Origin of the sequence: Micromonospora sp. WMMA1996 (genome assembly GCF_002573675.1) — a bacterium.
GTDB classification, from domain to species: Bacteria; Actinomycetota; Actinomycetes; order Mycobacteriales; family Micromonosporaceae; genus Micromonospora; species Micromonospora sediminicola.
Map to the genome: position 1 here is coordinate 37,284 of NZ_PDHU01000004.1, position 22,991 is coordinate 60,274.

The following is a 22,991-nucleotide window of genomic DNA, read 5'->3' on the forward strand; positions in this document are numbered from 1 at the left end:
AGCACATCCGATCTTCATCTCGGCACCGCCGCGCACCGTCGCCCGGCATCTCGCCGACACCGTCCGATCTGCTGACGCCACATGTTCCAGGGAGCACTCCGAGATGGCTCAACCTGTCACCGAGACCGATCCGTTCGCCCGCCAGCGGCCCAGCCGGATGCCGGTCCACCGTTACCTCCCGTACGACCGGCAGTTCCGGGTCGACCTGCCCGACCGCGCCTGGCCCACCCGCCGCGTCGAGACCGCGCCCCGCTGGTGCGCGGTGGACCTCCGCGACGGCAACCAGGCGCTGATCGACCCGATGTCGCCGGAGCGCAAGCGCCGGATGTTCCAGCTCCTGGTGCAGATGGGCTACAAGGAGATCGAGGTCGGCTTCCCGTCGGCCAGCCAGACCGACTACGACTTCGTGCGGCAGCTGATCGAGCAGGACCTGATTCCCGAGGACGTCACCATTCAGGTGCTGACCCAGTGCCGGGAGCACCTGATCGAGCGGACCTTCGAGTCGCTGCGCGGCGCCCGCCGGGCCATCGTGCACTTCTACAACTCGACCTCGACGCTGCAGCGCCGGGTGGTCTTCGGCCTGGACCGCGACGGCATCACCGACATCGCCACCCAGGGCGCGCGGCTCTGCCAGAAGTACGCGGAGATCCACACCCCGGACACCGACATCCACTACGAGTACTCGCCGGAGTCCTACACCGGCACCGAGCTGGAGTACGCGCTGGAGGTCTGCGCGGCGGTGATCGAGGTCGTCGACCCCACCCCGGACCGGAAGCTGATCGTCAACCTGCCGGCCACCGTCGAGATGGCGATGCCCAACGTCTACGCCGACTCGATCGAGTGGATGCACCGGCACCTGCCCCGACGGGACAGCCTGTCGCTGAGCCTGCACCCGCACAACGACCGGGGCACCGGCGTGGCCGCCGCCGAGCTGGGCCTGCTGGCCGGCGCCGACCGGATCGAGGGCTGCCTGTTCGGCAACGGCGAGCGCACCGGCAACGTCGACCTGGTGACGCTCGGCCTGAACATGTTCTCCCAGGGCATCGACCCGATGATCGACTTCTCGAACATCGACGAGGTCAAGCGCGCCGTCGAATACTGCAACCAGCTGCCGGTGCACGAGCGCCACCCGTACGCGGGCGACCTGGTCTACACCGCGTTCTCCGGCTCCCACCAGGACGCGATCAACAAGGGCTTCGCCGCGCTGCACGCCGACGCGGCGGCGGCCGGGGTGCCGGTGGACGAGTTCACCTGGGCCGTGCCCTACCTGCCGATCGACCCGAAGGACCTGGGCCGCACCTACGAGGCGGTCATCCGGGTCAACTCGCAGTCCGGCAAGGGCGGCGTCGCGTACATCATGAAGAGCGAGCACCAGCTCGACCTGCCGCGCCGCCTCCAGATCGAGTTCTCCGGCGTCGTGCAGCAGGTCACCGACCACGACGGCGGCGAGGTCGAGCCGGGCACCATGTGGGAGATCTTCGCCCGCAACTACCTGGTCGACCACCAGGTCGACCCGGCGGTCACGCTGGCCGGCTACACCATCGGCACCGTCGACGGCAAGGTCGAGATCGACGCCCGGGTCGGCGTCGACGGCGAGACCCGGCCGCTCACCGCCGTCGGCAACGGCCCGATCGACGCGTACGTCAACGCGTTGCAGTCGCTGGGCGTGGCCGTACGCGTGCTCGACTACCACGAGCACGCCCTGTCCTCCGGCGGTGACGCGCAGGCCGCCGCGTACGTGGAGTGCGAGGTGGACGGCCGCACGGTGTGGGGTGTCGGGGTGGACGCCAACATCGTCACCGCCTCGATCAAGGCGGTCACCAGCGCCGTCAACCGCACCCGCGCCTGAGGTGCAAGGAAGGGCCCCTTCTTAACGCTTCGTGCAGAGGAAGGGGCCCTTCTTAACACCCCCGCACCCTTCGGGCGTCGGTGTTAACAAGGGGCCCCTCCTCTACCGGAGGCGTTAAGAGGGGGCCCTTCCTTTCACCGGGCGGTGGATGAGCACCACGGCGAGCAGGGCGCCGCCCAGCAGCAGCCCCGCGCACCACGCCATCGCCCCCCGGTACGCGTCGGCCAACGCGCCCTTCTGCTCGTACCCGGTGCCGGAGAGTCCGACCAGCAGCGGCAACGCGGCCACCGCGAGCAGGCCGCCGGCGCGGGAGGCGGCGTTGTTGAAGCCGCTGGCCACCCCGGCGAACCGGTCCGCCACGGCGCCCAGCACCGACGTGGTCAGCGGGGCGACCACCAGGGTGAGCCCGGCCCCGAACAGCGCCACGCCGGGCAGCACGTCCACCCAGTACGAGGCGCCCGGCCCGACCCGGCGCAGCAGCAGCAGGCCCGCCGCGGCGACCACCGGACCGACGGTGAGCGGCAGCCGGGGCCCGATCCGCGCGGACAGCGCGCCGGCCCGGGGCGAGCCGACCAGCAGCAGCAGCGTCATCGGCACCGTGGCCAGGCCGGTGAGCAGCGCCGACCAGCCGACCACGTTCTGCAGGTAGACGGCGAGGAAGAAGGTGAACCCGCCGAGCGCCGCGTACACCACCACGGTGAAGACGTTGAGCACCGAGAAGAGCCGGCTGGAGAACAGCCCGGTGGGCAGCATCGCGGTGTCCCCGCGCCGCCGCTCGACGAGCACGAACACCACCACCGCGACCACCCCGACCACCGCGGCGGCCAGCACCGCCGGGGAGGCGCCCTGCGCCGGGGCGTCGATCAGCGCGTACGTGACGCCGCCGAGCGCCAGCGCGCCGAGCAGCGCGCCGGCCACGTCGAACCCCCGCCCTCCCCCGGTACGCGAGACCGCCTCGTCCCGGCTCTCCGGCACCCAGCGCATCGCGGCGAGCACCACGCCCACGGCCAGTGGCAGGTTGACGAAGAAGATCCACCGCCAGGAGAGCGTGTCGATCAGCCAGCCGCCGAGCAGCGGCCCGAGTGCGGTGGACACACCGGACAGGCCGGACCAGGTGCCGATCGCCTTGCCCCGGTCGTCGGGATGGAAGCTGGCCTGGAGCACGGAGAGCGAGCCGGGGGTGAGCAGCGCCCCGCCCGCGCCCTGGAGGAACCGGGCGGCGACGAGCCAGCCGGTGCCCTGGGCCAGCCCGCAGAGCACCGACGCGACGGCGAACCAGGCCACCCCGATCAGGAAGACCCGTCGCCGGCCGAACCGGTCGCCCAACGCGCCGCCGAGCAGCACGAACGCGGCCAGCATCAGGAGGTAGCCGTTGACGGTCCACTGCAGACCGGCCACCGTGGCGTCCAGCTCCGCGCCGAGGCGCGGCAGCGCGACGTTGACCACGGTGCTGTCCAGGAACACCATGCCGGAGGCGAGGATCGCGGCGAGCAGGGTGCCACGCCCGGCGGCCGAGCCGGTACGCAGTGCGGGAGCGGGTGCGGTCACGGCTATCCACTCTGCCCCGCACTCCACCCTCGACGCCACGAATCACGGAAACCGCCGCCGGGTACTGTGCGGACTCGCCCGGAGCCCGCAAGCTGGAGAGGTGTCGTCTGTGCGTACGAGATCAGGATTCCGAGCCGGGCTGACCGCCGCGCTCGCCGCGGTGCTCGCCCTCGGCGCGGCCGGTTGTGACCCCTCCGTCACCGAACCGGACGCGCCACCGAGCGCCGCCGGGAACGTGAACCAGCAGCTCGGCGAGCTGACCGTGGCCGCCGCGGGGTCGATGAAGGGCTACAGCCGCTCCCGCTTCCCGCACTGGCGGGACACCGGCAAGAACTGCGACGTCCGGGACACCGTGCTGCAGCGCGACGGCGAGGGCATCAAGCTCTCCGGCTGCAACGTGGTCGGCGGGCGGTGGGAGAGCGTCTACGACGGGGTGGTGCTGACCGACCCCTCGGACGTGGACATCGACCACATCGTCCCGCTGGCCAACGCGTGGCGATCCGGCGCGGACGAGTGGGAAGACTCGAAGCGCGGTGACTTCGCCAACGACCAGACCCGGCCGCAGCTCATCGCGGTTTCTCTGCGCTCCAACCGGGCAAAGGGTGACCAGGACCCGTCCCAGTGGAAGCCGGCGAACCGGTCGTACTGGTGCCAGTACGCGGCGGACTGGGTGACGGTCAAGCACTACTGGCGGCTGACGGTGACCAGTGCCGAGAAGGCCGCCCTCACCGACATGCTGGAGGGCTGCACATGGGCGAGCAAGCCGTGACCGGGGCGGGTGGCACACCGGCCCCGGAGAGGACGCCGGACGCCACCGGCGAGGACGCCGCGGCGGCCGGTGACACCACCGCGACCGGCCCGGCCTCGGCCGGGATGACGGCTGACGGTCGGCAGCCGGAGCCCGCCGACGTCTCCGGGGCGGGCATGTCCGCCGACGCCGTGCCGGGTGCCCCGGCCGGGGCACCCGCCCGGACGGCCGACATCACCGCCGGTCCGGGCGGGGTGATGACCGACGAGGTCGGCGTGGTGACCGGCGAGCTGACCCTGCGCACCGAACACGCCGACGGCCGGGTGACGCTGCGGGTGCAGTACAAGGACGCCGACGAGTGGTACGCGGTGACCGGCGGCAGCGCCCCGCTGGCCGACCCGGCCGCGGTGGACGCGGTGCACACGATCGCGGTGGGCCTGCTCAACCGCCCCGAGGGCTGAGCCGGCGGCGCGTCCCCGTCCGGATCCGGGTGGGGACGCGCCGCCGCGCGCTCAGACGTACGAGCCGGGCTCGCTGGGCGCGGAGACCACGCCCGGCTCCTCGCCCTCGTCCTCGGGCCGGGTGATCGTCGCGGTCACCTCGTGCGGGCGCAGCTCGCCGGCGGCGATCTGCTCGGCCCAGTGGCAGGCCACCCGGCTTCCGCCGATCGGCCGCAGTTCGGGTCGTTCGTCGGCGCACCGGGTCGGCTGCGCCCAGGGGCAGCGGGTGTGGAACCGGCAGCCCGACGGCGGGTTGGCCGGCGACGGCAGGTCCCCGGCGAGCAGGATCCGCTCCCGCCGGTCCTCGACGTCCGGATCCGGGACCGGCACGGCCGACATCAGCGCCCGGGTGTACGGGTGCAGCGGCTCGGTGTAGAGCCGCTCGCTCGGCGCCTCCTCGACCAGCGCGCCCAGGTACATCACCCCGACCATGTCGGAGATGTGCCGCACCACGGCCAGGTCGTGCGCGATCACCAGGTAGGTCAGGCCGAGGCTCTCCTGGAGTTCGTCCAGCAGGTTGACCACCTGGGCCTGGATCGACACGTCCAGCGCGGAGACCGGTTCGTCGGCGACGATCAGCTCCGGCCCGAGGACCAGCGCCCGGGCGATGCCGATGCGCTGCCGCTGGCCGCCGGAGAACTCGTGCGGGTAGCGGGAGAGCGCCCACTTCGGCAGGCCCACCGCGTCCAGCGTCTCGCCGATGATCCGGCGCCGCTCGTCGCGGTCGGCGCCGATGCCGTGCGTCTGCAGGCCCTCGGTGAGGATCGACTCGACGTTCTGCCGGGGGTCCAGGCTGGACATCGGGTCCTGGAAGATCATCTGCATCCGGCGCCGCATCGACCGCAGCTTGCCGGCGGGCAGCGTGGTCAGCTCGACGCCGTCGAACGTCACCTCGCCGCCGGTCGGCGGGGTGAGCTGGAGCAGCGCCCGACCGAGCGTGGACTTGCCGCAGCCCGACTCGCCGACCAGGCCGTACGTCTTCCCGCGCGGAATGCTCAGGTCGACGCCGTCGACCGCCTTGACGTGCCCGACGGTCCGGTCGAACAGCAGCCCCCGGCGGATCGGGAAGTGCACCTTCAGGTCGCGGACCTCGACGAGGATCTCGTTGTCACTCATGGGGTGTCTCCTCCTCGCGCGCGGCCGGTCCGAAGCCCGGCACGGCCGGCGGGTCGGCGGGTTCGGCCTGGGCCGGCACCGCGCCGGGCGCGGCCTGGGTCGGCACGGTGGCCGCGACGTCCGCACCGGGGGTCAGGCCGGGCACCGGCACCGGGTTGACGCACCGGTAGCCACGCCCGTCGTGGGCGATCACCAGCTCCGGCGGCTCGCCCACGCAGTCGTCGACCCGGCGCGGGCAGCGCGGGGCGAACGCGCAGCCGTCCGGCCAGGGCAGCAGGTCGCGTACCGAGCCGGGGATGGGGTTCAGCCGTTCGCCCCGGCCGGCGTCCAGGCGGGGCACGGAAGCGAGCAGACCCTCGGTGTACGGGTGCCGGGGCTGGCGGAACAGCGGACGGCGGGTGGCCGTCTCCACCACCCGGCCGGCGTAGAGCACGTTGACGGTGTCGCACATGCCGGCCACCACGCCGAGGTCGTGTGTGATCATCACGAGCGCGGTGCCCGAGTCGCGGACCAGGTCCTTGAGCAGTTCCAGGATCTGCGCCTGGATGGTGACGTCCAGCGCGGTGGTCGGCTCGTCGGCGATCAGCAGCCGGGGCTGGCAGGCGACCGCCATGGCGATCAACGCGCGCTGCCGCATGCCGCCGGAGAGCTGGTGCGGATACTCCTTGAGCCGGCGGCGCGGGTCCGGGATGCCGACCCGGTCGAGCAGGTCGGCGGCCTCCCTGGTGGCGGCCTCGCCCTTCATCCCCCGGTGCCGGGTGAGCACCTCGGTCACCTGGAGCCCGATCGGGATGACCGGGTTCAGCGAGGAGAGCGGGTCCTGGAAGATCATCGCGACGTCCCGGCCGCGGATGTCGCGGCGGGACCGGTCGTCGAGCTGGATCAGGTCGGTGCCGTCGAAGACCGCCTTGCCGCCGACCCGCAGGCCCGGCTGCTTGGGCAGCAGGCCCATGATGGCCAGCGACGTGACGCTCTTGCCGCAGCCGGACTCACCGACCAGGCCGACCACCTCACCGGCGTCGACCGAGAAGGACACCCCGTCCACCGCGTGCACGGTGCGCTGCCCGCGCCGGGCGAACGTGACGGAGAGGTCGTCCACTTCGAGCAGTGCCATGACTGACTGACCTACTTCCGCAGCTTCGGGTCGAGGGCCTCGCGCATCGCCTCACCGAGCAGGGTGAATCCGAGCGCGGTGATGATGATGCCGAGCGCCGGATAGACCGCCAGCCCGGGGCGGATGCCCAGGTAGGGCTGCGCGTCGGCGAGCATGACGCCCCACTCCGGAATGGCCGAGTCGGGGTTGCCGAGGCCGAGGAAGGACAGCGCGGCCGCCTCGATGATCGCGGTGGCCAACGTCAGGGTGGCCTGCACGATGACCGGGGCGATCGAGTTCGGCACCACGTGGGTGAGGGCGATCTTCGACCGCTTCACCCCCAGCGACGTCGCGGCCAGCACGTAGTCGCTGTTGGCCTGGGCGATCATCGAGCCGCGCAGCAGCCGGGCGAAGATCGGCACCGACACCACGCCGACCGCGATCATCACGGTGGTCAGGCTGGCGCCGAGCAGCGCCGCGATGCTCACCGCGAGGAGCAGGCTCGGCATGGCCAGCAGCATGTCGATGAAGCGCATCAGGGTGGTGTCGATCCAGCGTCCCCAACGCCCGCCGAGGCCGGCCGCGGCGCCGGCGACGCCACCGATGAACGCGCCGACCGCGAGGCCGATCAGGGTGGAGACCACGCCGACCAGCAGCGTCTGCCGGGCGCCGACGATCAGCCGGCTGAACTCGTCCCGACCCTGGTGGTCGAAGCCGAGCCAGTGGTCGGCGGAGGCACCCGGGATGATGCCCTGGCCGGACTTGACCAGCCCCTCGCGGATGCCGATGGAGTCCGTCGGGCTGTACGGGACGAGGAACGGACCGACGACGGCGACCAGCACGAAAAGCGCCAGGATCACCACGCCGATGACGGCGGCCGGGTTGCGCCGGAGCCGGCGGAACGCCTCCTTCCAGAGGCTCACCCCCTGCTCGTCGTCGCGGGCGGCCAGTTCGGCGAGCCGGTCGATCTTCTCGCGCTTCTTGCCTGTGGTGATGGTCATCGCACCCTCACCCTCGGGTCGATCACGCTGTAGGAGAGGTCGACCAGGAGATTCACCAGCACGTACACCACCGCAATGATCATGATGAAGCCCATCAGCACCGGATAGTCCCGCTGGCTGATCGACTCCGCGACGAACGCGCCGATGCCGCTGAACGCGAACACGGTCTCGGTGAGCACCGCGCCGGAGAGCAGGAGACCGGTCTGCAGACCGATCGAGGTGGCCACCGGCAGCATGGCGTTGCGCAGCACGTGCCGGCGGCGGACGGTCCGCTCGGTCAGACCCTTGGCCTCGGCGGTCCGCACGAAGTCCTCGTTGAGCACCTCCAGCACGCTGGCCCGGGTGATCCGGACGATGATCGCGAGCGGGATGCTGGCGAGCGCGATGCCCGGCAGCACGAGGTGCCAGAGCGCGTCGGCGGCGGCGTCCCACTCGCGGGTCATCAGCCCGTCGAGGACGAAGAAGTTGGTGACCCGGGTCGCCCCGATGGTCGGGTCCTGCCGGCCGCTGGACGGGAACCAGCCCAGGTTCTCCGCGAAGATCGCCTTGAGCACGTACGCCAGGAAGAAGACCGGGATGCAGATGCCGATCAGCGATCCGCCGACGGAGGCGTGGTCGAGGAACCGGCCGCGCCGGCGGGCGGCCAGGTAGCCGAGCGGGATGCCGATGCCGACCGCGAGGATCATGGCCATGATCGTCAGCTCGACGGTGCCGGGGAACCGCTCCACGAACTCCGTGGTGACCGCTCGCTTCGTACCGGTCGAGGTGCCCAGGTCGAGCCGGATCATCCGCCGCAGGAAGCGGGCGTACTGGACCAGGATCGGCTCGTCGAGGCCGAGGTTGCGCCGGATGGCGGCGCGCGTCTCGGGCGTGCCCCGTTCACCGAGGATCGCGGTCTCGGGCCCGCCGGGAAGTCGGTGGAGCCAGATGAACAGCAGGACGGAGAGCCCGAACAGCGTGGGTATCAGCTGTAGCAGGCGTCTGACGATGAACCGGAACACGGGCGCCTCGGAGGGGGTGCGGAGGGGTGCGGGCGGGCGCTGTGGTCACAGCGCCCGCCCGCGTCAGTGCCTTCAGATCACTTGAACTCTGCGGTCGCGTACCGCTCGTCGGTGAGCGGGCTCGCCTTGATCCCGGTCACGTCCTTGCCGAACACGATCGCCGGCGGGGAGTGCGAGATCGGCACACCCGGCAGGAAGTCCATGATCGCCTTGTTGAGGGCCTTGTACTTCTCCGTCCGAGCAGCCGCGTCGGCGGTGGTGTCGGCGTCCTTGAACTGGGCGAAGAGCGCGGGGTTGTTGAAGCCCCACTCGTCCTTCGGCCGGTCGAAGAAGGTGCCGATGAAGTTGTACGCGTCGCCGTAGTCACCGGTCCAGCCGAGGAAGTGCAGGTCGTGCTTGCTGCCGGAGGTGGTGGCGTTGAGGTAGTCCGGGCTCCACTTGAGCGGGATGGCCTGGACGTTGATGCCGACCGCCTTGAGGTCCGCCGAGAGCAGCTCGAAGATGTCCTTCGGGTTCGGCATGTACGGCCGGGTGACCTCGGTCGGGTAGTGGAACTTCAGCGTCAGGTTCGTCGCGCCGGCCTCGGCCAGCAGCTGCTTGGCCTTCTCCGGGTTGTAGTCGTACTTGGTGACGTCGCCGTTCCAGCCCTCGACGGTGTCCGGGAAGAAGTTCATCGCGACCTTGGCGCCCGGGGGCAGCTTCGAGTCGACGAGCGCCTGCCGGTTCAACGCGTACGCGATGGCCTGCCGGACCTTGATGTCGGCCAGCTTCGGGTTCCCCTTCTGGTTGATCGCCAGATAGAGGATGTTGAAGGCCGGGCGGGTGAGGACGTTGAAGCCCTCCTTCTTCAGCGGCTCCACGTCCGCCGGACCAACCAGGTCGTAGCCCTGGATGTCACCCGAGCGGAGCGCCTGCTTGCGGGCGTTCTCGTCGGAGATGGTCTTGAAGATGATGGTCTTCAGCTTGGCCTTGTCGCCGTAGTAGTCGTCGTTGCGCTCGATGGTGAGCGTCTTGTTGGCGACGTCCCACGCCTTGAACTTGAACGGCCCGGTGCCGGTCGGGTGCTCCATCGCGTACGACGGGTACTTGATGTCCTCGGCGGTGCCGGTGACGTTGCTGGCGTCGTACTGCTCCAGCGCCTTCGGGCTCTGCATCGAGAACGACGGCAGCATCAACGCGGCCGGGATCTTGCTGGAGACCCGGGTGAACGCCAGGTCCACGGTGGTGGCGTCCTTGGCGGTGCAGGACTTGAAGAGGCTCGGCGGCAGGTCCGGGTTCTCGTTCTTGGCGAACCCGCCCATGACGTCCTGCCAGTACGCGGTCACGTCCGGGCTCTGCATGAGGCCCTTGGCGTTGTACCAGCGGTTGAAGTTGTAGCAGACGGCTTCCGCGTTGAAGTCGGAGCCGTCGTGGAACTTGACGCCCGAGCGGAGCTTGAAGGTCCAGGTCGTGCCCGCCGCGTCCGGGGTCCAGGACTCGGCGAGGCCCGGCGTCACCTTGGTGCCACCCTCCTCGGGGCGGACCAGGGTCTCGAAGACCTGGCGGGCCACGCGCAGCGACTCACCGTCGCTGGCGAAGCTGGGGTCGAGCACCTTCGGGTCTCCGGCGACGCCGAAGACGAGGGTGTCCTTCTTGCTACCTCCGGAGCCACTGTCGCGGTCGCTCTCGGCGCAGCCTGCTACCGCGAGGGCCGCGACCGCGACGGCCGCGATCGCGACCTTCGGCCTGGGTGCACGCATGGTGCTTCACCTCGTCCTTGGGGGTACGGACAACGTGGTGACAGGGGTCACCGATGTGCGGTGACCTTAGCCCCAGGGCGGAGCATGCGGAAACGCCAGGGGGGCGGGTTGGTATCGGATCGTGTCTTTTCCGCAGCGAGGCATTCGATTCGAAGGGGATCGCTGCCGTTCACCTAATGTTCGTCGGCCGAAGAGCCGAATTTGTTACGTCGATCCGGTCCCGGAGGCTCGTACCTGTCAGATCGACGAACGTCGGAGATCCGGTCCGGAGACACCGCCGGCGGGCACCCCGCAGGGCACCCGCCGGAGGCGACACGACGGTTCTCAGACCGCCCGGCGGCCCTCGAAGGCACGACCCAGCGTGATCTCGTCGGCGTACTCCAGGTCGCCGCCGACCGGCAGGCCACTGGCCAGCCGGGTGACCGCGATCCCCATCGGCTTGACCATCAGCGCCAGGTAGGTCGCCGTCGCCTCGCCCTCGGTGTTCGGGTCCGTGGCGAGGATCAGCTCGCGGACCGCGCCGCTGCCGAGACGGGTCATCAGCTCACGGATCCGCAGGTTGTCCGGGCCGATGCCCTCCAGCGGATTGATCGCGCCGCCGAGCACGTGGTAGCGGCCGCGGAACTCGCCGGTCCGCTCGATCGCCACCACGTCCTTCGGCTCCTCGACCACGCAGAGCACCTCGTCGGTGCGCCGGGGGTCGCGGCAGATCCGGCACTGCTCGGACTCGGCCACGTTGTAGCAGGTCGTGCAGAACCGGACGAGGTCCTTGACCTTGCGCAGCGCGCCGGCCAGCCGGTTGACGTCGGCCGGATCCGCCGACAGCACGTGGAACGCGATCCGCTGGGCGCTCTTCGGGCCCACGCCCGGCAACCGGCCCAACTCGTCGATCAGGTCCTGGATGGCACCCTCGTACATCTGCCGGCTCAGAACCCGGGCAGGCCGAGGCCGCCCATCCCACCCGCGACCGGGCCCATCTTCTTCTCGGTCAGCTCGCGGGCCGCCTCGGCGGCGTTGTGCACGGCCGCGACGACCAGGTCCTCCAGGGTCTCCACGTCCTCCGGGTCGACCGCCTTCGGGTCGATCTTGATCGCCTTCAGCTCACCGGTGCCGGCGACGGTGGCGGTGACCAGGCCACCGCCCGCGGTGCCCTCCAGCTCCGCCTCGGCCAACTCGGCCTGGGCCTTGGCGATCTGCTGCTGCATCTTCTGCGCCTGCTTCAGCATCTGCTGCATGTTCGGCTGTCCACCTGGGCGCACGGACCGCTCCTTCTCGCACTCGTCTGCTCGGCCGCGCCCAGCCTAGTCGGGCCACGGCACCGCTCCTCCGGGTCGACCCGCGCTCAGCGCGCGTCCACCTCGTTGATCTTCTCGGCCCCGAACGTCTCGCGCAGCAGCTGCACCGCCTGCTCCTCGCTGGACTGCCGGGCGGTCCGCTCGTCGATCACCTCGTCCAGCGGCTCGTCGCCCGGGTCGAAGCCCTCGTACGCCGGTGCCGCGGCCGCCGGCGCCCGACCACCCCGGACCGGCCCGTCGAAGTCCGGGTCGTAGGGCGGCTCACCGGCCCACTCCGCGTCCGCGGTCTTCCGCGCCGGCTGCGCGGCCCGCGTCCCCTTGCCGGGCCCACCGCCGGCCGCCGCGGCCGCCGCGGCCGCGCGGGCCGCCGCGATGGCGCTGTTCTTCGGCCCACCGCCGCCCGCCGGCACCGCCGGGGGCGCGGCCGGCTTCGGTACGGCCGGAGCGGCGGTCGCGGTCGCCGTCACCCCGCCCGGACGGGCCGCCGCCGGCCAGTCCTCCCCGTCGGCGGCGGGCGTCGCGGCGGGGGTACGCACCGGACCGGTGGCGCCACCGGGGCGCACCGGCTCCGGCCAGTCCTCCTCGTCGTCCTGTTTCCCAGCGGCCGGCGCACCCGCCGACGCCCGGGCCGCCCCGCCGGCCGGCGCGGCGCCGGCGCCGGCGCGGCCGCCGCCCGGACCCGCCGGTCCACCGGGGCGGTTGCCGTGGTCGTCGGCGCGGTTGCCGTGCGCGGACCGGGTGCCCGAGTCACCGGTCGAGCCGGCCGGTGCGGCCCCGCCCGGCCCGGACGCCGAACGCGCGGCCCCGCCGTTTCCGGAGTCCGGACGGCCGCCGGCACCGTCGGGCCCACCGGAGTCGGGGCGCCCACCGGCACCGTGCGGTCCATCGGATTCGGGGCGCCCACCGGCACCGTGCGGGCCATCGGATTCGGGACGTCCACCGGCACCGTGCGGGCCACCGGAGCCCGGACGCCCGTCGGCGGCGTCCGGCGTCCCGGAGTCGGGGCGCCGGCGGGCGGCGTCGTCCGGACCGGAGGTGGCGGGGGCCGGGACGGCCTCGGCGGGGGCGCGGCTCGCGCCGGACGGGCGGGACGGGCCGCCCAGCGAGGACGCGCCCCGCTCGCCGGCCACCTCGCACCGGATCTGCCAGCGACCGCCCAACTCCTCGTAGAGCGCGTCGGTGAGCACGGCGGCGTGGTCGGCCATCATCTTCGCCAGCACCGTCGACTTCACGGTCAGCACCAGCGTGTCGCCGTCCAGGTCACGCACCACCGCGTCACGCATCAGCGCGGCGATCCGCTTGTTGCTCCGGTTGACCTTGCCGACCACCTCCGGCCAGACCCGGCGCACCGCGACCGCGTCCAGCGCGCCGGGGTTCGCCGCGCCCGGGCGGGGCGGCTCGGGGGTGGCCGGGTCGGGCATCACCGCCGAGGGCGGCACCGGGCGGCGGGCCGGGGCGGCCGGGGCGTCGGCCGTCGGGCCACCGGATGCGGCATCGGCAGCCGGGGCACCCGCTGCGGCACCGGAGGCGCCGGGAAGGCCACCGCTCGCGGCGGCACCACGGGTGGAGCCGGCGGCCAGGGCGGCGGCGCGGGCGGCGGCCGCGCCGGTCGGGGCGTCGGCAGCCGCCGGCGTGCCGGCGGTCTCCGGGTGGACCGCGGCGGCAGCCGCGCCCGGGGCGGGCGTCGCCGGGCGTACCTCCGGGGTTCCGGTGGCGTGCGCGGCGGCCGGCTCGGCGCCACCCAGGGTGAGCCGGCGCTCCATCCGCTCCAGGCGCTGGAGCAGGCCGCCGGACGAGTCGTCGACGCCGGGCAGGAGCATCCGGGCGCAGATCAGCTCCAGCAGCAGCCGGGGCGCGGTGGTGCCGCGCATCTCGACCAGACCGTTGTGCACGATGTCGGCGCAGCGGGACAGCGTGGCCGGGCCGAGCCGTTGGGCCTGCGCGGCCATCCGCTCGATCTGGTCGGCCGGGCCGTCGATGAGGCCCTTGGCGGCGGCGTCCGGCACCTGCTGGAGCACGATCAGGTCGCGCAGCCGCTCCAGCAGGTCGGTGGCGAACCGGCGCGAGTCGTGGCCGGCCTCGGCGACCCGGTCGACGGTGGCGTACGCGGCCGCGCCGTCCCCGGCGGCGAGCGCGTCGCACATCTCGTCGATCAGCGCGGAGTCGGTGACGCCGAGCAGGGCGGCGGCCCGGGCGTAGCCGACCCCCTCCGGACCGGCGCCGGCGATGAGCTGGTCGAGCACGGAGAGGCTGTCCCGCATGCTGCCGCCACCGGCGCGCACCACCAGGGGGAAGACCGCCGGCTCGACGGTCACCCCCTCCGCCTCGCAGAGCTGCTCCAGGTAGGGCCGGACCACCTTCGGCGGGTACAGCCGGAACGGGTAGTGGTGCGTCCGCGACCTGATCGTGCCGAGGACCTTCTCCGGCTCGGTGGTGGCGAAGATGAACTTGACGTATTCCGGCGGCTCCTCGACCAGCTTGAGCAGGGCGTTGAAGCCGGCCGACGAGACCATGTGCGCCTCGTCGATGATGTAGATCTTGAAACGGCTGCGGGCCGGCGCGAAGAACGCCTTCTCGCGCAGCTCGCGGGCGTCGTCGACACCGCCGTGGCTGGCCGCGTCGATCTCGATGACGTCGATCGATCCGCCGCCGTCGGGGGCCAGCCCGCGGCACGAGTCGCACTGCCCGCACGGCTCGGGGGTGGGGCCCTGCTCACAGTTGAGCGAGCGGGCCAGGATCCGGGCGCTGGAGGTCTTGCCGCAGCCGCGGGGGCCGGAGAAGAGATACGCGTGGTTGAGCCGGCCGCTGCGCAACGCCTGGGACAGCGGCTCGGTGACCTGCTCCTGGCCGATCATCTCGGCGAAGGTGCGGGGCCGGTACTTGCGGTAAAGGGCCAGTGCCACCCGTCCCGCCTCCTCTCGACCGAGCCATTCTGCGCCGGTCGGCCCCGGGTGACCACCCACCACCCCGTGACTCGACCCGAGGCGACGTTACCGGGACCCGGAGACAGAAAGGCCTCCCGTGCACCCGGCAGAGCTCGCTTATCCTTGCTGCCTTCCGGCCCTGGGGAGGTTCACGAGATACCGCCGCACGGGAGGTGGGACCAGCCTACCCGACGCCGTGTGGATCTTCCGGGAGGGTGGGGTGGCCCGCCGTCGGGGGACCTGTATCCTGGCTCGCGGAGGATTCGCCTAGAGGCCTAGGGCGCACGCTTGGAAAGCGTGTTGGGTTCACACCCTCACGAGTTCGAATCTCGTATCCTCCGCCGTCGACGAAGGGCCGGCACCTCCGGGTGCCGGCCCTTCGTCGTTCCCGCCGGCCGGCCCACCGACCGGCCCTATTGACCGGTTCACAAGGCTTCCCGTTCGACAAGTGTTCGACTGGGCATTGACAAAGTTAACCGGTTAAGAAGACCATCGTTGATATCTTCGCCGGGTCGACCACCGGAAGGGCAACCGACGGTCCGGCCCGTCCGGGCGGCGAGGACTCCCCGCACCCACCACCCGTACGGGAGTTCCTCATGATCCAGCGCACCCGCACGCGGGCGTGCCTGGCCGGGGCGGCGGCAGCCGTCACCGCGCTGGCCACCGCCCTCGTCACCACGCCACCCGCCCGGGCCGCCGCCGGGGCCTGCTCGGTGACCTGGCAGGTCACCAACGTCTGGGGCGGCGGCGCGACCACGAACGTCTCGATCACCAACACCAGCGGCGCCGCCGTCAACGGCTGGACGCTGGGCTGGGCGTTCCCCGGCAACCAGGTGATCGGCGACATGTGGAACGCGACCAAGACGCAGTCCGGCGCGAACGCCACCGCCACGAATGTCTCCTACAACGCGAGCGTCCCGGCCGGCGGCACGGTCAGCTTCGGCTTCAACGTCACCTACACCGGCGCGAACCCGGCCCCGACCGCGTTCACGCTCAACGGCGCGGCCTGCGGCGACACCGCGCCGCCGAGCCCGAGCCCGACGGGAAGCCCGAGCCCCACCGACACCCCGGGACCGGACCCGACCACCGTCCCCACCGGCAACCTCGCCCTGAACCGGCCGGTCACCGCCTCGTCGACGGAGAGCCCGAACGCCGCCGGGCAGGCGGTCGACGGCAACGGCGGCACCCGCTGGTCCAGCCTCTACGCCGACCCGCAGTGGATCCAGGTCGACCTGGGCGCCACGTACCCGATCACCACCGTGCGGCTGCGCTGGGAGGCGGCGTACGGCAGGGCGTACCAGATCCAGACCTCGACCGACGGCGCCACCTGGACCCCGGTGTTCAGCACCACGACGGGCGACGGCGGCACCGACGACGTCACGCCCGCCGGGGCCAGCGGCCGGTACGTCCGGATGGCCGGCACCGCACGCGGCACCGCCTGGGGCTACTCGCTCTACGAGTTCGAGGTCTACGCGGTGAAGCCGCCCGCCCCGCCCGGCCCGGACTGCGGCCAGGCGCCCGCCGACCCGCAGGCGAACTCCAAGGCCCGCAACCTGATCTGCTACCTGCGGACGCACACCTACGTCAGCGGCCAGACCGACCTGCCGGACGCGGACCGGGTGCAGCAGCTGACCGGCCGCTACCCGGCGATGGTGGCGTTCGACTTCATGGAGTACACCCGAGGCAGCATCCAGACCCAGCAGGTCATCGACTGGGCGAAGGCGCGCAACGGCATCGTCGCGTTCCAGTGGCACTGGTACTGCCCGCGCGGCGGCAACTACTCCGCGCCCTGCGACTTCCAGCCCGACCTGAACAACCCGTCGTCCAAGCTCTACCAGGACATCGACCTGGTGGTCCGCGAGCTGAAGAAGATGGGTGACGCCGGGGTGCCGGTGCTGTTCCGCCCACTGCACGAGGCGAACAACAACTACATGTGGTGGGCGAAGAAGGGTCAGGACGCCTACAAGCAGCTCTGGCGGCTGATCTACCAGCGGGCCCAGCTCGCCGGCGCGCACAACATCGTCTGGGTGTTCAACGGCATGGCCAGCGGCCAGGGCACCTCGCTGGCGTCCTGGTACCCGGGCGACGGCTACGTCGACCTGGTCACCTCCGACTACTTCCAGAGCGCCTCCGACTTCGCCACCACCAAGGCGGTCAGCGGCGCCAAGACCACCGGTGTGGCGGAGACGTTCAGCCCGCTCAACCCGAACTCCGACCCGGCGTGGCCGTACTTCGTGGTGTGGGCCTCGCGCGACTGGAACGGCAGCGGCAAGGACGTGGCCGGGCTGTGGCGCACCGCGATGGCCAACCCGAGGACCATCTCCATCGACCAGCTCCCCGACATGTCCGCGTGGTGACGACCTGATCGTCAGGGGGCCGGCCCGTCGAGGGTCCGGCCCTCTCTGGCGTACGGGTAGAGCAAGCCGCATATGCGCCGCCTGTATACCGGACAGTCACGCAGCGGGTTGAATGAGCCGATGACCGTGACGTCGAGGCACGCCGCCTGCGCCCGGTGTGGGACCGGCCTGGCGACGGACAACAACTCCGGACGTTGCGCCCCGTGCCAACGTGCGGAGCGGAACCGGATCGTCGCCTCACCTGATGTTCCGGCCGCGTTCTGGTCCCACGAGCCACTCCGGCGAGCGCTGGCCGAGCGCCATCTCGGTCATGCAATCCGGGCCTACCGCCACCATCCCTATCACGGACGGCAGCCGCTTCCCCAAGCCACGGTGGCCGGCTGGTTCGGGATCACGCAGGCACAACTCAGCCGCGTCGAGAACGGACCGCCGATGGTGCACCTCGACCGGCTCGTGCACTGGGCTCGGGTGTTGCGGATCCCCGCGCACCGCCTGTGGTTCGACCTTCCGTCCTCGGAGCGCGCTGTATCACCCGTCGACGGGGAAGCCGGCCTCAACCTGATCCGCGCGCTCCGGTCGGCGGACCGGCAGATCGGCGGGAAGAACCTCTACGGCGCCGCCCTGACCCACCTCGCCGCCTTCTCCGGACCGGCGAGGCGGTCACCGAACTCTCCGCGAGAGATGCTGACGGCGGCGGCGTCGCTGCACGAGATGGCCGGTTGGATGGCGCACGACTCGGGAGACTCGGCCACCGGTCGCCGGCACTTCCGGGACGCTCTGGCGCTCGCCGCCGACAGCAAGGACGGGCTCCTCATCGGTCAGGTACACGGCAGCCTGAGCCACCTGGCGAGTCACGACGGGAACGCGGAGGCGGCCGTCTCCCACGCGGTGGACGGACTCGGCGTCGTCACCGACGAGGAGGCCGCCGGCCCGGTTCGCGCCCGACTGTTCGCCCTCCGGGCACGCGGGTTCGCAGCGTCGGGCCGTTCCGCGGACTGTCACTCCTCCCTCCGGCTGGCGGAAGCCGCTCTCGGAGACGCGACGAATTCCCCCACCCCCTGGCTGAGCCCGTACGACCGCACCTCACTCGACATAGAGACGGCCCGGTGCCTGCTTCGCCTCGGCGATGTGACAGCCGCTCTTCGCACCCTCGTCGGCATCGTCGGGGACGAACCGACCACCCGGGTACGTAGTCAGGCGCTCGCTCGTACTCTGCTGGTCACCGCCCTGATGGCACAGGCCAGGGTCGAGGAGGCATGCGACCTCACCCACCGGACCATCGACCTCACCCAGGGGCTCGCCTCCGCCGTCGTTCTCGGCCAGCTCCGGCATCTCGCCCTGTTGCTGCGGTCGCACGCCGGCCAATGCCCGGATGTGCCGCAGCTCCTGGATCGGCTGCGGGACACGTTCCGGGAACGGAGTTGGTTGACGCTGCCACTGCCATCGGGATGAACACCGCCGACAATGGGCGTCATGGTCGACGATCGCCCCCTGTACGAGCGAGATCCGGCAGCCTGGCAGGCTCACCTGGCCGAGGGCAACGCCAGGCAACCCCGGAAGCGGGTCGGCGTCGACGTGCTGCTGCGCAACGAGCGGGGCGAGGTCCTGCTGGTCGACCCCCGCTACAAGCCGGACTGGGATCTGCCGGGCGGAATGGCCGAGGCGAACGAGCCACCACACGTCACCGCGGCGCGGGAACTCCGGGAGGAACTGGGGCTGGCGTTACGCATCGGCCCGATGCTGGTGGTGGACTGGGTGGCACCGCACGGCCCGTGGGACGACAGCCTGATGTTCGTCTTCGACGGGGGCGTCCTGCCCTCCCCGGAGCTGCCCCGACCGGCGGACGACGAACTCAACGAGGCCCGGTTCGTCCCGTTCGAGGATGCGCGGAGGCTGCTTCGCCCGTACGTTTGGCAGCGGTTGCGTCACGCGGCGGACGCGCTCAGCGACGGACGTCCGAGATATCTGACCGGTGGCACACTCTGACCACCGTCGTACACATGTTCTATCCACAGGCTGTGGATGCCGAGGGGATCGGATGAGCTATCAGCTCAGCGCCGTGGTCGCCGACGTCGAGCTGCTCCGCGAGCGGACCGCCGACCTGGACCACGCGGTGCTCGCCGCGCTCCGCCAGGACTTCGCGCTGCTGCCGGTCACTCCGCAGCTGGTCGAGGAGCTGACCGGCCGACTGCCGGACTTCGCCGCCGACGACCCGTGCGCCGAACGCCCGTTCCGACTGGTCCTCTCGCCTGCGCTGGCGGAGCTGCTGGCCGGCTGGTCGGACAACGGGCCGGTGGCCTACCTGGAGGCGGAGTTCGCCGGCGGGCTCGGTCACCAGTCCGCGGTGGTCTGGCTGGGCGGCGACGTGAGCTGGGGGCCGCGCTACGACCAGGCGCTGGACCGGCCGCGCGCCGAGTGGCCGATCAACACGGCGCTGGCCCGGCTGGGCGCCGAGCCGGGCGCGTGGATCGATCCGTTCGCCGAGCTTGGCCTGCACCTGGAGCGCGACACCGAGGGCTGGCTGGCGCACGGCCGGCGTGGGCTGTCCGCCGACTACTGGGACGAGCTGGCCGACGAGTGGGAACTGCGCCAATCCGACCCGCACCAGCAACCTCGACGCCCCGGTCCCGTTGTGGACTGGGGGATTGCATGAAAATACGACAATTCGGCTTTATTGCCGCGCTGACCGCTGCCGCGTCCATCGCCGGCAGCGGTGTCCATCCACAGTGGCCGGCGCGGCCGGTCGGGGCCGCCGAGGTGGTCAGCCTCGACGGCCTACGCAACGCGGAGTTCGGCGACACCGAGGCGGACCTCACCCGGCGCGGTCTGCTGCACACCGACGAGGAGGCCTGCGGGCCCACGCTGACCGGGCTCGGCTCGGCCAGCCCGATCTTCGTCGACGACCGGCTCGTCCTGCTCTGGCTCGACGACCCGATGAGCACACCGGAGGGGATCAGCGCCGGCACACCGGTCGCCGACGTCCGGTCCGCGTACCCCGGCGCCACCGCGCTGCCGGCGCCGCCCGGCAGTCACCGCTTCGCCGGGCTGCTCGCCCGCGACGGCGATCGCGCGTACCTGTTCCTGCACGACGGCGTCACGGTGCGAAAGATCATCGCCGGGTACGCGGACTGGGCCCGCCGCCTCTTCGACGAGGGCTACGGCCCCTGCTGATCGACCCGTCGCGGCGGCCTGACAAGACGATTGTCCGCCATCGACCACCGTGGAATCATCTCCTCGCTCGCGCAGATCGCGCGGCTTCTACGGGGGAGTGAACCGTGCGTACAACCATGTCCGATCCATGGTGGAGGCAGCTGGCGAGGTGGTCCGCCGTAGCCGCCCTGGGCGCCGCCGCGGCGGGCCTGCTGGCCGGCCCCGCCACCGCCGCCCCGACCACCGATCCCTCGCCGCGACCGACGACGACCGAGCAGCCGCGTCCGGCGGCCGTGCCGTCGGCGGCGGCATCCACCGCCCCGACGGCTCCCGCCCCGGCGGCTCCCGCCCCGACCTCCGCGAAGTCTGCGGCGGTCGCCAGCACGGCCGCCACCTGCGGTGGGCAGCTCCCGCTGGGCAAGGTGAAGAACTGCGCGTCGATCACCGGCGCCGCGAAGCACACCTGGACGGTCACCTCGACGGTCGACCAGGACACCCTGTTCGTCCGGCTCCGACATGTCTCAGGCGACGGTGTCGGCGGGCAGGTCCACGGACCCGACGGCGCCCACGCCTGTTTCGTCGGCCCGTACCTGAACGACTGCCGGCTCGGCGCGGCGGGCACCTACACGATCACGGTGGAGCTCGACTACGGCACCGGCCAGGGCGCCTACTCGCTGTCGGCGGAGTCGATGCGCGCGCCCTCCACCTGCGCCACGCTCTCCGAGAGCTTCTTCTCCTTCGCGTCGGCCGGACGCAGCGGCACACTGCCCGCCGGCCTGGCCGCCCGCTGCTTCACGTTCACGCAGCCCACCGGCACGGTCCTGCACCTGGCCGACCCGGGCGGCGCCGAGGACATCCAGGGCACCATCCTGGACGGGCAGTTCCAGCCCATCTGCACGGTGCGCTACCCCACCGAGTGCACGCTCGGCGAGCCCGGGCCGTACCGGCTCTTCCTGGAGGAGACCTACGGCGCCAAGGCCGCCTACACCCTGAAGATGCCGCGGATCTCGCGGTCGGTCGGCTGCCCGGCCCTGCCCCTGACCACCTTCGGTGACCCGGGCTCAGCGGTCGGCAACGGCACCGTGCCGCCGAACCAGGGAGTCGGCTGCCAGAAGCTGCGGGTCACCACCCCGGGCCCGCTGCTCGTCCGGATCGACCAGTACGCGAACCAGCACCTCTACTGGCAGGTGTACGACGACGCCGGCCAGGTGGTGTGCTCGGAATACGAGTCCTGGCGTGCCTGCACGACGTCGGCCGTGGGCCCTTACACGCTGCTGCTACGGAACTCGAACTGGGAGCCGGTCGCCTACCGAATGGCGGTGGCGCGACTGAACCAGGGCGTAGGCTGCGCCGATCCGACCGGACTCGCCTGGGAGCAGCCGTCCCTGACCGTGCACCAGACCTCGGCCGTGCAGACCAACTGCCAGCCGTTCCACGGCGAGGCCGGCGAACGGATCATGGTGTACCGGACCCCCGACCGCTTCAACGACGTCTTCTCCTGGATCATCGACGACCAGGGTGCCGTGCTGTGCACCGAGTGGTCGGAGGAGGACGGCTGCCTCCTGCCGTCGACCGGCACCTTCCGGGTCGTCTCCTATCTCGTGTGGTGGGAGCCGGAGGACACCGACCTGACCTACCGACTGCAGATCCGCGACCTCAGCGACGCGAGCGGTTGCCCGACGGTCACGCCCGGGGCGTACAACGCCGCGCCGGCCGGCGCGCTCGGCGGCATCCGCTGCCGCGTCCTGGACCTGCCCGAGGGCACCTTCCGGGTCAAGGCGGTCGGCGAGGACAACTACCGGCAGTACGGGACCGTCTACGACGAAACCGGGCACAAGGTGTGCACGGACATGTGGTGCAGGGTTCCCGCCGCCGGGCGGTACACCCTGGTGCTCGGCGGCGGCGCGCCCGACGCGGTGATCGACGACGGCCTGCGCTACCACCTCGCGGTGTTGCCGTGGATGCCGTCGGACTGCCGGCCGGTGTCCGACACCGGTTGGCAGGACGCGCCGGTGCGGGGGCAGCTCGCCACTCCCGCGCAGTTCGACTGCCTTCAGTTGAGCAGTCCCTCCGGCGCCGTGATCACCGAACTGCTTCCGGGCGACGCCACCGGAGCCGGCTCACCCGACGTGACGGTGATCGACTCCACCGGGGCGTTCATGTGCGACTCGTCCTTCGGGCTGCGCCAGTATCACTGCGAACTGACCGGCGAGGCGCCGTTCCTCGCTGTGCTCACCTCGCGCGACGGCGTCGCGGACGGGCCGTACGCCCTCGCGTTCGCCCGCACCGACGGCCCGCCGGCCTGCCCGGAGCTGCCGGCCGGCGCGACGGGCGCCACGGTGACCACGGGTGCGGACCGGTTCGGGGTGTGCCTGTCGATCCCGGCCGACGCCCGCGCGGCCACGGAGTCGATCACCTGGAAGCGCACCGGCGGGACCGGTGACGCGCGCCTGTCGGTCTTCGACTCGGCCGGCCGGCGCTACTGCGGGCCGAGCGGCTACGCCGTCGAGCGGACGATCTCCTGCACGCTGCCCGCCGGCCCGGTCACGGTGGTCCTGGAGGCGGACGCGGTCGACGCCACCTACCAGCTCACCCACCGGGACGCGAGCACGCCGGCGAGCTGACCGGCAACCGGAACGGGAAACGCCCGGTCGATCCTCACGGATCGAC

The 22,991-nt window shown here is 71.8% G+C and carries 18 protein-coding genes, 1 tRNA gene and 1 other RNA gene; 10 read left to right on the top strand and 10 right to left on the bottom strand.

The genetic code is table 11. From position 1 onward, the window contains the following. Nucleotides 1-103 precede the first annotated feature (103 nt). Complete coding sequence (gene leuA, locus COO58_RS24450; protein WP_098747430.1) at nt 104-1,849, top strand: 2-isopropylmalate synthase; 1,746 nt, start codon at nt 104-106, stop codon at nt 1,847-1,849. Nucleotides 1,850-1,963: 114 nt separating this feature from the next. Here leuA and COO58_RS24455 read toward each other — a convergent pair whose 3' ends face one another. Beyond that, entirely contained in the window at nt 1,964-3,397 is a 1,434-nt protein-coding gene (locus COO58_RS24455) for an MFS transporter (RefSeq protein ID WP_091568446.1), read from the bottom strand. A gap of 109 nt (nt 3,398-3,506) precedes the next feature. Here COO58_RS24455 and COO58_RS24460 point away from each other — a divergent pair, with 109 nt between their 5' ends. Next, nucleotides 3,507-4,166: an HNH endonuclease family protein gene (locus tag COO58_RS24460; protein ID WP_091568442.1), complete on the top strand. Its 660-nt coding sequence runs from the start codon at nt 3,507-3,509 to the stop codon at nt 4,164-4,166. Next, nucleotides 4,148-4,606, top strand: a complete 459-nt coding sequence (locus COO58_RS24465; RefSeq protein WP_098747432.1) for a hypothetical protein — start codon at nt 4,148-4,150, stop codon at nt 4,604-4,606. Before COO58_RS24460 ends, COO58_RS24465 begins: the two co-directional genes overlap by 19 nt. A 51-nt stretch (nt 4,607-4,657) precedes the next feature. Here COO58_RS24465 and COO58_RS24470 read toward each other — a convergent pair whose 3' ends face one another. The 9 genes from COO58_RS24470 to ffs all read right to left on the bottom strand — a co-directional run bounded on the left by COO58_RS24470 (nt 4,658) and on the right by ffs (nt 14,990). Then, on the bottom strand, nt 4,658-5,761 hold the full coding sequence (locus COO58_RS24470; protein ID WP_098747433.1) for an ABC transporter ATP-binding protein: 1,104 nt from the start codon (nt 5,759-5,761) through the stop codon (nt 4,658-4,660). Then, nucleotides 5,754-6,875 (bottom strand): ABC transporter ATP-binding protein, encoded by a 1,122-nt coding sequence (locus tag COO58_RS24475; protein WP_098747435.1) that lies wholly within the window; start codon nt 6,873-6,875, stop codon nt 5,754-5,756. Before COO58_RS24475 ends, COO58_RS24470 begins: the two co-directional genes overlap by 8 nt. A gap of 11 nt (nt 6,876-6,886) precedes the next feature. Then, nucleotides 6,887-7,855: an ABC transporter permease gene (locus COO58_RS24480; protein WP_091568427.1), complete on the bottom strand. Its 969-nt coding sequence runs from the start codon at nt 7,853-7,855 to the stop codon at nt 6,887-6,889. Further along, nucleotides 7,852-8,856 (bottom strand): ABC transporter permease, encoded by a 1,005-nt coding sequence (locus COO58_RS24485; protein ID WP_091568422.1) that lies wholly within the window; start codon nt 8,854-8,856, stop codon nt 7,852-7,854. The genes COO58_RS24480 and COO58_RS24485 overlap by 4 nt, the downstream gene beginning before the upstream one ends. Before the next feature lie 77 nt (nt 8,857-8,933). Then, a complete protein-coding gene (locus COO58_RS24490) occupies nt 8,934-10,595 on the bottom strand; it encodes an ABC transporter substrate-binding protein (RefSeq protein ID WP_098747437.1) in 1,662 nt (553 codons plus the stop codon). 324 nt (nt 10,596-10,919) lie between these two features. Then, nucleotides 10,920-11,513 (bottom strand): recombination mediator RecR, encoded by a 594-nt coding sequence (recR, locus tag COO58_RS24495; RefSeq protein WP_091568414.1) that lies wholly within the window; start codon nt 11,511-11,513, stop codon nt 10,920-10,922. A gap of 8 nt (nt 11,514-11,521) precedes the next feature. Next, nucleotides 11,522-11,830: a YbaB/EbfC family nucleoid-associated protein gene (locus tag COO58_RS24500; RefSeq protein WP_216642399.1), complete on the bottom strand. Its 309-nt coding sequence runs from the start codon at nt 11,828-11,830 to the stop codon at nt 11,522-11,524. A gap of 107 nt (nt 11,831-11,937) precedes the next feature. Next, nucleotides 11,938-14,793: a DNA polymerase III subunit gamma and tau gene (locus tag COO58_RS24505; protein ID WP_098747439.1), complete on the bottom strand. Its 2,856-nt coding sequence runs from the start codon at nt 14,791-14,793 to the stop codon at nt 11,938-11,940. Between the two features lie 107 nt (nt 14,794-14,900). Beyond that, an RNA gene (gene ffs, locus COO58_RS24510) (signal recognition particle sRNA small type) lies at nt 14,901-14,990 on the bottom strand. Between the two features lie 80 nt (nt 14,991-15,070). Here ffs and COO58_RS24515 point away from each other — a divergent pair. The 7 genes from COO58_RS24515 (at nt 15,071) to COO58_RS24545 (ending at nt 22,945) form a co-directional block, all read left to right on the top strand. Beyond that, nucleotides 15,071-15,155, top strand: a tRNA-Ser gene (locus tag COO58_RS24515). A gap of 255 nt (nt 15,156-15,410) precedes the next feature. Beyond that, nucleotides 15,411-17,171 carry a glycosyl hydrolase gene (locus COO58_RS24520; RefSeq protein WP_098747440.1) on the top strand — a complete coding sequence of 587 codons (1,761 nt, stop codon included), beginning with the start codon at nt 15,411-15,413 and terminating at the stop codon, nt 17,169-17,171. A 372-nt stretch (nt 17,172-17,543) separates the two neighbouring features. Beyond that, nucleotides 17,544-18,623, top strand: coding sequence for a DNA-binding protein (locus tag COO58_RS24525; protein ID WP_255292763.1), 1,080 nt, complete (start codon nt 17,544-17,546; stop codon nt 18,621-18,623). Between the two features lie 21 nt (nt 18,624-18,644). Then, nucleotides 18,645-19,157 carry an NUDIX hydrolase gene (locus COO58_RS24530; RefSeq protein ID WP_098747564.1) on the top strand — a complete coding sequence of 171 codons (513 nt, stop codon included), beginning with the start codon at nt 18,645-18,647 and terminating at the stop codon, nt 19,155-19,157. A 52-nt stretch (nt 19,158-19,209) separates the two neighbouring features. Continuing rightward, complete coding sequence (locus tag COO58_RS24535; RefSeq protein ID WP_098747444.1) at nt 19,210-19,824, top strand: hypothetical protein; 615 nt, start codon at nt 19,210-19,212, stop codon at nt 19,822-19,824. Next, on the top strand, nt 19,821-20,342 hold the full coding sequence (locus COO58_RS24540) for a hypothetical protein (RefSeq protein ID WP_098747446.1): 522 nt from the start codon (nt 19,821-19,823) through the stop codon (nt 20,340-20,342). The genes COO58_RS24535 and COO58_RS24540 overlap by 4 nt, the downstream gene beginning before the upstream one ends. A 116-nt stretch (nt 20,343-20,458) precedes the next feature. Next, the gene (locus COO58_RS24545) at nt 20,459-22,945 is read left to right on the top strand and encodes a hypothetical protein (RefSeq protein ID WP_098747447.1); all 2,487 of its coding nucleotides are present in this window, start codon (nt 20,459-20,461) and stop codon (nt 22,943-22,945) included. Nucleotides 22,946-22,991: the final 46 nt, after the last annotated feature.